The sequence below is a fragment of the Nostoc sp. S13 genome, from assembly GCF_029379315.1.
Taxonomy (GTDB): domain Bacteria; phylum Cyanobacteriota; class Cyanobacteriia; order Cyanobacteriales; family Nostocaceae; genus Nostoc.
Genome location: NZ_JAQYWQ010000047.1, coordinates 14,994 through 27,488 on the forward strand (window position 1 = coordinate 14,994; position 12,495 = coordinate 27,488).

Sequence of the window (12,495 nt, forward strand, 5' to 3'; positions counted from 1 at the left end):
GTTCGAGAGAGTGAGAAGTAGCCGTAACGCACCATGTTTCTCGGTGCGTTAAGCGTTGCTATAACGCACCCGACAATTTAAGGTTTATTTTATAAATCATCTCTAAGGAAATCTGCGTAAACTCTTGCTGTTAAAAGTGAATCATCCCCACCTCCTAATTTTGAGTTCCAGCTTAAATCAGTGAGAACTTGGTCATGTGTATTTGCGATCGCTATCCGTCAATGAGTTAAAATAACCTTGGCCATATAATGGTTCAGGAATGGGGACTCCTCCTGGTACTCCTTGGTCTTTACCTAAATATAGGGTTGAGAGGGTTAAGGTGTTCCGCTTTCCTAAATCCGCCGACAACTTGACATTAAAGTTATTGTAGAGAGTATCATTCTGTATTTTTTTATCTGTACAGGGTGTGATTTTCTCGGCTGGTGAAAGATACTCACCTTCAACTCCAACAGTGATTCCTCGCGTCTGACGTAAGGCATTTATCGCTTTCGGACAGTCACAGCCAAATTTGGCGATCGCAGCATCACTCTCCTCATCTGTCATGTTCAACTCTATCACTTTTTGATTAAGCGCGTAGCGGGACGAAGTACGGTTTTTACCTTTCCCCCTTCCCCTTCTTGATAAAATAAGTTTTAGGGCATTACGCTTGGTTCAAATTCTGACCAACGTTTGCAAACTTGTTCGTAGCAATCGGGTGGAGTAATTTTTAGTTGGTGTAAAAAATTAACCTCAATCTGAGGATCAGCCTTTAGCACCAAAAGAATATCTTGATGGGGATTGTATGTTGCGACTGTTGGGAAAATTGATGAAATCATAGATGAGTTGAGTGATTGCGATCGCAAGTAAAACCCAATTAGATTAGAGGGGATAAATTGGAGCGTGAAGGGAACTAGATCAAGGTTTGTAATTGTAGAGTGAGTAACTTGAGTATCCACATCACAAATGACAACTCCCCGCCCAAATGACTGAAATCCCTTCCATCCTGTGTAACCGATTACCAACAGATTATTATGGATAAAGCTGTTTTGCCAGTAGCCAAAATTTCCTTGCCAGACACTATTAGACGGTCGCATTCACTTCTTGCCGCAAGACTTTTGTTACTTCCACCATGTTATTTAAAGCCGGAATCACCTCTGACCACCGACGAGTTTTTAAACCGCAATCTGGATTTACCCAAATTTGTTGCACTGGGAAATTAGCAATTCCAGTCCGTAATTGTTGTAAAATCTGTTCAGTTGTCGGGACAACAGGACTATGAATATCGTAGACTCCATTACCAACTTGATGTGAGTAACCACCCTCTGTGATTTCTCGCAAAGTTTGATTGTTGCTGCGACTATTTTCAATCGAAATAACATCAGCATCTAACCGTTCAATATCCTTGATGATGTCACCAAATTCGCAATAGCACATGTGAGTATGAATTTGGGTTTGGGGTTGAGCTATTGCTGTCGCCAAACGAAATGCATCTACAGCCCAAGAAAGATATTCATTCCAGCGCTCAATCTTCAGGGGTAAACCCTCACGCAGCGCAGGTTCATCGACTTGAATTACCTTTGCACCAGCCGCTTCCCAATTTTTACCAATGCGAGAATAGCCTAATGTTGCTGTTTGAATCGGCATTAATTTTTGTTCCTTTGAAGACTAGTGATTGGAAACTGGTAAATTTTACCCATTCATAAATTAACAACAACTTATGTTTAATTTTGCCCACTTATTTAGTGGCGGAATCTTTGCTAAAATACCCTTTTTTAAAAGTTCAGGTCGTTCTGACCAAGGCAGTAAACCATCGGGTTTAGCATAATATTGACTAGCACATTGCAAAATCGCAGATGCACTACTGTCAACAGGTAAATCGCCAAAGAGATAGGTTGATTTCCCTTCTGCAACAAATGCAATAACACAAGAACGGCTACAAGCACTCATGCATTCAACTCCCTGAATTATGAATTTATTTTGCAATTCCCAATCTTGTGCAAATTCCTGAAGCTGTTGTAGTAGTTGTTCACCTTTACTTTCACCAACTCGTTTACCGTCTTGCCAGACGCTAGCGCAGGTCGTGCAAACAAATAAAGTATGTTGTTTGTCGAGCATTAATTTTGAGTATGTAGGATTAAGTCCGAATCGCAGATATGATACCAAGTTGCAGTCATGCAACTGCAACATAGCTATTGAGTAAATTTGGCAGAAATGATGTTGCAAAAGCTTCCACGCCAGCGAAAAACTAGCGTAAAGCAAAGTTACATCAAAGCGTAATTGCAATTATCAATAAACTGCCTATAATTTCATAGCCATGAGTAATCCGTGGCGTATCTCTGGCACTATGAGAACGTGAAACTGATCTATCGTTGAAATATTTATGACAATGTTCACCTGTACCTCGCAGATGGATGTGAGTTTGTGTGTTACTTTCGGCGGGCATTCTGACTTTGAGGCATAAACCTCATTACAGCTGCGGGACAGCGCCGGATTTACACCGGACTTTCCCCCTTGCGTCTGATGGCTGACACCCACCAGAACCGAGTTGATACTGGACTAATAATAGCATGATTATGAATTATTATCAGTGTTTTGGAAATTCTCGCAGTTTGCAAATAAGTGACATACAAAAGCTAGGTTTAAAAATCAGATATAAAATCTGTTTGAATTCGGACTACTGAAATCTGCTTTATTCTTAATTTAAATAATATTAAGAAAATCTAAATATTCAATTCTTATCCCTATTAGGGGGATTGCTCTGGAAAAAAAATGTGGTTTTCTAAAAACGTTAGTAAGAAATTCAACTAAGTAATTAGGGGAGTTAGAATGTTTCTGCCAAAAATTAAAACGCTGCTCATAGCAGCAGCTATTTTGCCATGCTTTATCCAACCAGCATCAGCGCATGTTGTCTGGTTTGATTACAAAAATGGCGAATATGATATTTTGTTTGGACATCCAGAAGATCGGTCAGAACCTTATGAAACCTCTAGATTAAAACAAGCAATAGTTTATGATATTAACAAACAAATTCTTCCTTTTGATCTCAATCAAAAACAAGATGCTTTATCTCTAACTGCTGGTAAAAATGTAGCCGCTATCCAAGGTTTTTTTGATAATGGTTATTTTGCTAAATTATCGAATGATCAATATCTCCGCATTACAGAACAGGAAATTCCTAACTATGATAATGTTGGTCATTACCTTAAATACACCAAGGCTTTTTATGATTGGTCTGATGCTTTAGCCAAACCCTTTAGCTGTTACTCCAGGTGGAAGCTTACTAGTTCAGGTATTATCTGAAGGGAAACCAATTACCGATGCTGTTACAGTAGAATATCTTGGTGAAGTAATAGCAAAAAACTTAGATGGCACTTTTTCCATACCCATTACTCAACAAGGGCTAGAGCAACCTATTGAAGCTAGCTACTCACTTCCATCTCAAGGGAATTTGGCTATTTCTTATGAAACCAGCTTGACAGCAGAAAGCATCTCTGTGCCAGAACCTTCAGCTTTGTTAGAATTAGGTTTTCTTGGATTACTAGTTTTACACAAAAAGAAGTTACTGCTGAATAAATAGCACAGTAATTCTAATTATCATAAAAAGCAGGTACTTACAGTCTCTTTGTAAGCTCGACTTTATCAATTTTTTTGGCAACACTCAAGTTATCGCTGTAATCTTTGCGGGACAGTAGTTTTACTTTTTGAACTTCTTACAAAGTTGGGCGCAGGGAAACCGTGACGCACCCACTTTGCGCTTCATCGATAATCTGTGACGTGGAAAAAGTATTTGCCACAAAGCCGGGGTTTTTGCCGGACAAAGAAAACCAGTTCTTAATTTTGGATAAAGTCGAGCTAAGGGCGGCACCATACCAATAATTTTTTGTCTGCTTACTTTTAGTTTTCACTAGCTACAGGTAGACGTATAGTGAATGTACTACCCTTCCCTCGTTCAGATATGACATCGATTCTACCTTGATGTGCTTCGATAATGCAGCGAGAGAGATATAGTCCCAAACCACTACCAGAACGCTGGTGTTTACCTTGGCGAAATCGCTCGAATAATATTGCCTGATCTTGTTTAGAAATCCCCGGCCCTGTATCTTGAATATCAATAGTCACAGCTACCGGAGTCAGATTGCAGCGAATATCTACAGAACCTTTGTCTGTAAATTTGATGGCATTGCCGATGATATTTGTCAAAACTCGCCGCAGTTCTACGCGATCACCCATGATCGTGCTTGCAGTGTCACCTCGATCAATGTTTACAGCTAATCCTTTTTCTTCAGCTAAAGGAGTTAATTCCTGGGAAACTTCACTAACTAATTCCTGAATATTGCACGGAGAAATTTTTAAGGTTTTACAGCCCGCTTCATGACGATAAACTTCTAGCAAAGTATTTACCATTTCCAGCAGGTCTTGATTACTGCCAATCATGGTATCAATGATTTCTTGCAATTGTGGCGAAACTTCGCAAAACCTGCCTTCCAGCAATAATTTTAATACGCGGTTGGAGGCTACTAGGGGTATGCGTAAATCGTGAGTAAAACGGGAGACAAAATCTGCCCGGAGGTTAGCCATCTGATCTCGTTCGTCGATACTATGTTTGAGCCGCAGGAGCGATCGCACTCGTGCATGAAGTTCATCAGGATCGAATGGTTTACGAATAAAGTCATCTGCACCCGCGTCGAGTCCTTCAACAACGCTAGACTCATAGTGAGCCGTCAGCAGCAGAATCGGAATAAATGGCAACGCCTGATTCTGTCGGATACGTCGAGTAAATTCATACCCATCTATCTCCGGCATCATCACATCTAGGAGAATTAAGTCTGGCGGTGACTCCTCAACCATAGCCATAGCAATTTTGCTATCTTCCACCAAGCTAATTTCATAGTCCTCATCTTCTAGGACTGCTTCTAAGACCAGTAGATTGTCAAAAACATCATCGACAACGAGAATTTTATCTTTTTTGACAGTTTTAGTTAAAGGCATGGCTAAATAAAAAAAGAAGTGCTTGGCTATCCCTAGCAAATCTAGTAATAGCTTACTTTACCAGCGTTGAGATTATTAAGGATTCAGATTTTGCTTTAAAGTTTCCTAAATTAAATATTATATCAAACAGAATTCAGGAGTCAGGAACCAGAATTCAGAATGAATTTTGTGCGACTGGTGGATGAATAAACGGCGTTTTTGCACCCCCACAAAACAAGAAAATTTGGTGGTCTTCAAGACGCTCGATGACTCGCTACCGCTACGCTATCAGTGGCAGGTCTGAATCCCCCACTAATTGCATTCTGACTCCTGAATTCTGACTTCTGAATTCTTCTTCAATTATTTAAGTAATTATACTGTTATTTTATTAACTAAATGTATGAATTAATAATCACAGCTATTTTTAGTTAAATAGACCACGCAGTAGGGAACATTGCTCATTGTTATATCGAAACTGTTACCTTAGAAAAGCTTAGGAGATAAGGTTATTTATGTCTAATGGTAGATGAAGTTCAGAGAACAATACCAAAGGCATTGCTTTTTGTATAAGATCCCGAATAGAACAACGAGATTATTTTAATCTGTACTTTAGATAGATAACAGTAAAGTTAAGCAACTATGAGTGAAATCAAGATCCTCGTGATTGAAGATCACAACCTGACAAGAATCGGCTTACGGTCTGCCTTACAAACCCAGCCAGAGTTAAATATTGTTGGTGAAGCAGCCAATGCAGCCGACGGTATCAAGCTTCTGAAAACTCTCAAGCCGGATGTTGCTACTATTGACATTGGTTTGCCTGACATGGATGGTATTGAGCTAACACGCACATTTAGGCAATATCAAGCAGAGAATGAAGATTATACAACAAAACTGCTAATTTTAACGATGCAGAATAGTGAACAGGCAGTTTTAGCAGCTTTTGCAGCAGGTGCAGATTCTTATTGCATGAAGGATATCGAAACTGAGAAACTAGTAGAGGCTGTGCGAACGACCTATGCAGGTAGCTCATGGATCGATCCAGCGATCGCAGACCTTGTACTACAACAAATACGTCAAGATTTCCCCGATGGTAGCAGAGGGGCAGCTGGAAAAAGAGTCTTAATTGAAGGTATCGACCCAGATGTTGAGAAAAGTATAGTCAGCTATCCTCTAACTCATAGGGAAATGGATGTTTTAGAGTTGATTGTCGCTGGCTGTGACAATGCAGAAATTGCTAAAAGGCTTTATCTAACAGTCGGTACTGTCAAAACTCATGTTCGAGGTATTCTGAATAAACTCTGTGTTGCTGATCGTACACAGGCTGCTGTCCGGGCTTTGCGTGCTGGATTAGTACCGTGAGCAAGTAAATAGCCATCATAAACTGCGTACACAAGATCAGGTGATAATCTTTCTTCCCCAGTCTCCAGTCCCCAAAAGCGGTTAGCTGGAACAAATATTTATGAAGAAATTGTTACAAAGTTTAGTAGAATGACATAATTAACAAATAAGTATTTTTCCTCATATACATGATAGCGGATCAATTTCCCTGGCTTACCGCAATTGTCTTACTACCACTCGTTGCTTCCCTGCTCATCCCTGTGCTGCCTGATAAAGATGGCAAGCATGTGCGGTGGTATGCACTGGGTGTAGGTATCGCAGACTTTGCTTTAATGTGCTACGTCTTTTGGAAGCATTACGATGCCAGTAGTGCTAGTTTTCAGCTGGTTGAGAATTATGCCTGGGTGCCTCAGTTAGGTTTGAACTGGGCGGTATCAGTCGATGGACTTTCAGTGCCACTTGTGCTTCTTGCAGGATTTGTCACCACACTCTCGATTTTTTCGGCTTGGCAAGTTTCACACCGACCTCGCCTCTTCTATTTTTTGATGCTGGTGCTGTATTCCGCACAGGTAGGGGTGTTCGTTGCCAAAGACTTACTGCTATTTTTCATTATGTGGGAAGTAGAGCTGATTCCCGTATACTTACTAGTCTGCATTTGGGGTGGGCAAAGGCGTCGTTATGCGGCTACGAAATTTTTGTTGTATACCGCAGCAGCTTCTATATTTATTTTAGTGGCAGCCCTGGCAATGGGGTTATACGGCGGCGGTGATATGACATTTGATATAACCGCCCTCGCCAAGAAGGAATATCCCCTTGGTTTACAACTGCTACTTTATGCAGGATTGTTGATTGCATTTGGTGTCAAGCTTGCTGTTTTCCCGATGCATACCTGGTTGCCTGATGCCCACGGTGAAGCATCCTCTCCTGTATCGATGATTTTGGCTGGTGTATTGCTGAAGATGGGCGGATATGGATTGATTCGCCTAAATCTTGAACTACTCCCGGATGCACACATTTACTTTGCGCCGGTTCTAGCTATTCTGGGTGTTGTCAACATTATCTATGGTGCATTAAACTCCTTTGCTCAGACTAATATGAAGCGGCGTTTAGCTTATTCGTCGATTTCCCATATGGGCTTTGTATTGCTTGGGATTGCGTCCTTCACTGATTTGGGAATCAACGGCGCGATGTTGCAGATGATTTCACATGGTTTGATTGCATCGGTGCTGTTCTTTTTGGCAGGCGTTACTTACGATCGCACCCACACAATGGTAATGAAAGATATGGGCGGTATTGGTCAAGCCATGCCCAAAGTCTTTGCCCTGTTTACAATCGGAGCAATGGCATCCTTAGCACTTCCCGGTATGAGCGGCTTTGCTGGCGAACTATCGGTATTTGTTGGTCTGACTAGCAGTGACGTTTACAGTTCAACTTTCTGCACCGTAACGGTTTTTCTAGCCGCAGTTGGAGTCATCCTCACACCAATCTATCTACTTTCCATGCTGCGAGAGGTGTTTTATGGTGACGGTGCAGCACTTATCTGCGACATTAATAATGCCGGCTTGGAAAATCAAGAAGATAATGGAACAGTTTGTTTTGGTACAGACTGTCTCGTGCCAGAAGATGCAGTCTACGACGATGCTAGACCCCGTGAAGTGTTTATCGCTGCCTGCTTTCTGCTGATGATTATTGGTATTGGTTTCTATCCCAAGATGGCGATGCAGATGTATGACGTGAAGACTGTTGCAGTCAATGCTAATCTTCGCCAGTCTTATGCCATAGTCTCGCAAACAAATCCCCAGATTTATGCTAAGGGTTTCTTGGTTCCGCAAATTTCAGAGGTTGAGGTAGCGCCCGTTTTGGGAACTTTTTAGACAGTTAGGGGAAAAAAGCGATCGCTTTTAATGTTGAGGCGATCGCTTTTACACTAAGATTACGCGATCGCACGAGATAATAAAAGATCAGTTTGGTGGCGTAAATGAACTTAGAAAACTGGTCTTGACAAAATAAAACTTTTACAGATTAGATTTTCAATTAAAAAAGAATGTATTAACATAGGGATTAAAGTAATATTTATAACATTTATTATGGCTATGCGAGACGCAGACAAGGATCGTCGCAAAAATCGCCCTGTCAACAATCCTAACCCAGGTGGAAAAGAACCACCTTCTTATCATGAGCTTAACCATTTTTTGAGGAATGCTCGTGCTGATGCGATTCGATGGGAACGACTTGCGAAAGAAAATCAAGAAGCTGCGTCTCAATTTACTCAAGTTCAGCAAGATATCCAAACTTACCAAGTTGAAGTTAACGAGTTAAAACAGATATATCTGAATGAACAAAAAAATTATCAGCAGGCTTTATGCCTCTACAACGGAGAAAAAATTAGGGCAATTGAATTAATTGCCCAACGTGATGAATGCCAACAACGTGCGAAAGAAAATCAGGAAGCTGCATCCCAACTAACCCAAGTTCAGCAAAATATCCACACTTATCAAGTTGAGATTAACGAATTAAAAGAACGCATAGCAAACAATTATTTAATTTATCTTCATGAACAAGAAAATTATCAGCAGGCTCTAAATCGTTACAATGAAGCAAAAACGAAAGCAGTTGAATTAATTGCCCAACGTGATGAATGGCAACAACGTACGAAAGAAAATCAGGAAGCTGCATCCCAACTAACCCAAGTTCAGCAAGATATCCAAACTTATCAAGTTGAGGTTAACGAATTAAAAGAACGTGTAGCACACAATTACCAGATATATCTTGATGAGCAAAAAAATTATCAACAAGCTCTACATCGTTACAATGAAGAAAAAGCAAGAGCAACTGAATTACTTGCCCAATATGAAGAAATGAAGTCTGAGCGAGACAACTATTTAACTCTATATAATGAAGCACAAACACAACTTAAATTTGAGCGACGTTCCAAGGCTGGTATTAAGGGATGGGAAACTCGCCGTAAAACCGAGAACGAAAGGCTAAAACGGGAAATTGGGGAGATGGTCGTTCTGCTGCGTCAATCCCTCGCAAGTAAGGATGATGCTATAAATAACCTCTACGTTGTAGCAAAACGCATGGATCGTATTCAATCTCTAGTAGATTCAGTGGAAGAGGAAACAACAGGTAATCCTGTCGGTCTGGTACAAAAGTTTAAACGTATCTGGCTTGCTATTAAAGAGATACTTTCGGAATAAACAAGCATCTTTATGAGCAAAAAATCAGCAACAAACATAGGAAATAAAAGTAAAGCTAACTTAGGGGAGCAAATTCGTAATATTGCCGATAGACTTAAACAAGAAAATGAGGTGCAGATCAAAGCCACCTCCCGTATTTTGGGGGCTGCGGCTCAAATTTCCGAAAATCATGACCGACTCATTAATGAGGTAGTTGATATGGTTCAGGAAGACCTTAATAAACAAACCCAGACGTATCAAAAGGATATTCATACGGTTGATATTCTAAAGCAACAGTTTAAAACATTACGTGAAGCAAAAGATTACTTTAAACTGAAAGCGACTAGTTGGGAATCCCTTGCTAAAAAATTAAATGATTCATCTTCTCAAAAGCTTGTATCTGAAACTAAAACTCAGTCATATCAATTTTTTGAAAATAACGGTATGGGAAAATTTGAACCTGATGGCAAAATTTATGAAGGTTTGACAGTTCATTTAGAAGAAGATGTTGCAGAAATATTTCCCAATGCTCAAGCAGTAAATGAAGCTCTACGTTTTCTAATTAGAGTTACGAAGAAAAGTTGCTAAAAAAGTAAATTTAACAGTCTAATATTTATAATTAATTTTATAGGAAAGTTGCATTAGTGCTTTCCAAAACTTACTCAATATCAAACTCCAATAAACGTTTTTTCTCAGGAAATTAACTTAATCTTTATGTATTTTAAATTACTTTTGAGGCTGACATTTGTAGATTGAGTACAGCAATCGCACAATTGAACCATTTAAATTCCCATAGTATAATTTTGCACAGCCACAATCACTCCAACTCAAGTCTCAGAGGATGGATTAAGGAACAGTAAATCAAAGTATCCCCAACAGCGAGCAAAAACTAGCCCCATGCTACCAATACATGGGATGCTAATTGATGATTACTGAGTTTTACCAATGTCTGTTGTTTCTGCCATCACTGTTACCGTTCCCGCCACAACTGCGAATTTAGGGCCTGGTTTTGATTGCATCGGTGCAGCATTAAAGCTGTACAACGAGTTCAAGTTCACTCGCCTAGAAGAAGGTGGGCTAACTATTCATGTCACTGGTACGGAAGCTGCACGAGTCCAAACTGATGAGAGTAATCTCCTCTACCAAGCGTTTCTCAAATTCTATCAACATATAGAGCAGACACCGCCGACTGTGAAAATAGAGATTAAGTTAGGTGTCCCGTTAGCGAGGGGTTTGGGTAGTTCGGCGACAGCAATTGTTGGTGGCTTAGTTGCTGCTAATCAACTTGAGGGTGCTACTCTCTCTCAGTCGCAAGTGATGGAGTTAGCGATCGCAATGGAAGGGCATCCTGATAATGTAGTTCCAGCCTTGTTGGGTGGATGTCGTCTCGCTGCTACCAGTGGTGCAGCTTGGGAAATTTGTGATGTTCCCTGGCATCAAGATGTTGTACCAGTTGTGGCTATTCCTAATTTTGAACTTTCCACTTCACAGGCGCGGAGCGTTCTCCCAACTCAAGTGAGTCGCGCCGATGCGATTTTCAATATGGCACATCTGGGGTTATTGTTGCGCGGACTGGAAACTGGTAACGGACAATGGTTAGAGACAGCTTTGCAAGATAGATTGCATCAGCCCTATCGCAAAGCTTTAATCCCTGGTTATGATGCTGTCAACATCGCAGCTGTTAGTGCTGGTGCTTATGGTATGGTAATTAGTGGCGCAGGGCCGACACTGTTAGCTTTGGCGGATAAGTTACACTCAGAGGCAGTGGAGGCGGCGATGTTATCGGCTTGGCAACAAGAAGGAATTACAGCCGAGGTGCGATCGCTTTCTCTCGATACTCAAGGCGCAAAAAGCTAGAAGATAAGGGAGATGAGGAGCAGCAGAAGAATTTTTAACTCCCCACTCCCCACTCCCCACTCCCCACTTAGCTACAGCATATGGTTGCATAATTCCTAGTTTTTAATACTTCTTAAAAAATCATCTGTGGATGAATTAACTGGTATCCAGCCTCTTTAAGCTTTTCATTCGACACCCAAGCATTATATGGGCGGGTACTCTTGATAGAAGTATCCCATTTCACTTTGGGTAAATTATGTTTTTCAAATAAGCTATCTAGCAAGTCTCGACTGGTGAGATGTGCATCATCTACCAGATTGTAAATCCCTTGCAAACGACGATGACGGGCAAATTCTATCGCACCAACAATATCATCCAAATGAATCCAGTTTGTGATATCCTCGCCATTGCCAGGACGGGTTGCACCAGAATATCTGCTAAATATTTTTAACAGTTCCCTGCCAGTCCCATAAATCCCTCCTAAACGGAAGATACAAACACGAAGATTTTCGCTAGATGCTGATAGCAACACATCCTCTGTTTTTCGGAGGATTTGTGCATTTAAATTAGCAGGTGCAAGCGGTGTTTCTTCATCTACCCATACACCATTTCTATCACCATACACTGCATAACTCCCTGTGTATATTAATTGTTTCACACTCTTAATCTGCTGCAAGGATGAAACTAAACTTTGGGCAGTTTGTAGATAAGTTTCTTCATAAACTTCCCCACCTTTTGCACCAACACTCAAAAGTACAACATCTTGATTATGTAAAACTGATTTTAGACTATCTAGGTCATTCCCACGGGTAACTACAACTCTTTGTGATACTGATTCTAGTGCCGGGACACGCTCAGGGGAAGTTGTGGTTACACTGACAACAAAATCCATTTTTTGCTGCCAATATTGAGCAAGTTTAGAACCAACATAACCACAACCAATGATTGCAACGTTCATGACAAATTAGACACAAGTAAATTAAACTACTCATCGAAACTATATTCTCAATTAAGGGAATATTGCCAAGTCTCCCATATTACAGGTACTCTAAACCCGGTTTATTTAAGGAAATTAGGTTTTTTAGTCTTATTAACCCTATTTTCGGCAAATATTCTGGGCGGCAGTGGCTCCCCTGTTGCCGAGCTGCCTTCCCTTTGCGTTTAAATTTCAACCCTCAATTGGGAAAAGAGGAAG

11 protein-coding genes, 1 pseudogene and 1 riboswitch are annotated in these 12,495 nt (G+C 40.6%); of the genes and pseudogenes, 6 read left to right on the top strand and 6 right to left on the bottom strand.

Annotated features, from left to right (window positions below):
• Window positions 1-104: 104 nt before the first annotated feature.
• The 4 genes and pseudogenes from PUQ00_RS16190 to PUQ00_RS16205 form a co-directional block, all read right to left on the bottom strand.
• A pseudogene (locus PUQ00_RS16190) lies at window positions 105-381 on the bottom strand (TonB-dependent receptor); the annotation flags it as partial.
• A gap of 251 nt (window positions 382-632) precedes the next feature.
• Window positions 633-1,073 carry a hypothetical protein gene (locus PUQ00_RS16195; RefSeq protein ID WP_300418479.1) on the bottom strand — a complete coding sequence of 147 codons (441 nt, stop codon included), beginning with the start codon at window positions 1,071-1,073 and terminating at the stop codon, window positions 633-635.
• Window positions 1,060-1,623 carry a hypothetical protein gene (locus PUQ00_RS16200; protein ID WP_300418482.1) on the bottom strand — a complete coding sequence of 188 codons (564 nt, stop codon included), beginning with the start codon at window positions 1,621-1,623 and terminating at the stop codon, window positions 1,060-1,062. The genes PUQ00_RS16195 and PUQ00_RS16200 overlap by 14 nt, the downstream gene beginning before the upstream one ends.
• Window positions 1,624-1,683: 60 nt before the next feature.
• Window positions 1,684-2,094 (bottom strand): DUF1636 family protein, encoded by a 411-nt coding sequence (locus tag PUQ00_RS16205; protein ID WP_300418484.1) that lies wholly within the window; start codon window positions 2,092-2,094, stop codon window positions 1,684-1,686.
• Window positions 2,095-2,395: 301 nt separating this feature from the next.
• A riboswitch (cobalamin riboswitch) is annotated at window positions 2,396-2,539 on the bottom strand.
• 266 nt (window positions 2,540-2,805) lie between these two features.
• Here PUQ00_RS16205 and PUQ00_RS16210 point away from each other — a divergent pair.
• Window positions 2,806-3,279, top strand: coding sequence for a hypothetical protein (locus PUQ00_RS16210; protein ID WP_300418487.1), 474 nt, complete (start codon window positions 2,806-2,808; stop codon window positions 3,277-3,279).
• A 594-nt stretch (window positions 3,280-3,873) separates the two neighbouring features.
• Here PUQ00_RS16210 and PUQ00_RS16215 read toward each other — a convergent pair.
• Entirely contained in the window at window positions 3,874-4,968 is a 1,095-nt protein-coding gene (locus PUQ00_RS16215; RefSeq protein WP_300418489.1) for a hybrid sensor histidine kinase/response regulator, read from the bottom strand.
• 618 nt (window positions 4,969-5,586) lie between these two features.
• Here PUQ00_RS16215 and PUQ00_RS16220 point away from each other — a divergent pair.
• The 5 genes from PUQ00_RS16220 to thrB all read left to right on the top strand — a co-directional run bounded on the left by PUQ00_RS16220 (window position 5,587) and on the right by thrB (window position 11,321).
• Complete coding sequence (locus PUQ00_RS16220) at window positions 5,587-6,306, top strand: response regulator transcription factor (protein ID WP_300418492.1); 720 nt, start codon at window positions 5,587-5,589, stop codon at window positions 6,304-6,306.
• Between the two features lie 167 nt (window positions 6,307-6,473).
• The gene (locus PUQ00_RS16225; protein ID WP_300418495.1) at window positions 6,474-8,159 is read left to right on the top strand and encodes an NAD(P)H-quinone oxidoreductase subunit 4; all 1,686 of its coding nucleotides are present in this window, start codon (window positions 6,474-6,476) and stop codon (window positions 8,157-8,159) included.
• Window positions 8,160-8,372: 213 nt separating this feature from the next.
• Complete coding sequence (locus PUQ00_RS16230) at window positions 8,373-9,485, top strand: hypothetical protein (RefSeq protein ID WP_300418498.1); 1,113 nt, start codon at window positions 8,373-8,375, stop codon at window positions 9,483-9,485.
• A gap of 12 nt (window positions 9,486-9,497) precedes the next feature.
• Window positions 9,498-10,052: a hypothetical protein gene (locus PUQ00_RS16235; RefSeq protein ID WP_300418500.1), complete on the top strand. Its 555-nt coding sequence runs from the start codon at window positions 9,498-9,500 to the stop codon at window positions 10,050-10,052.
• 357 nt (window positions 10,053-10,409) lie between these two features.
• Window positions 10,410-11,321: a homoserine kinase gene (gene thrB, locus PUQ00_RS16240; RefSeq protein WP_300418503.1), complete on the top strand. Its 912-nt coding sequence runs from the start codon at window positions 10,410-10,412 to the stop codon at window positions 11,319-11,321.
• Window positions 11,322-11,433: 112 nt separating this feature from the next.
• On the opposite strand, the gene PUQ00_RS16245 is transcribed toward thrB, so the two are convergent.
• The gene (locus PUQ00_RS16245) at window positions 11,434-12,258 is read right to left on the bottom strand and encodes an SDR family oxidoreductase (RefSeq protein WP_300418506.1); all 825 of its coding nucleotides are present in this window, start codon (window positions 12,256-12,258) and stop codon (window positions 11,434-11,436) included.
• Window positions 12,259-12,495 lie beyond the last annotated feature (237 nt).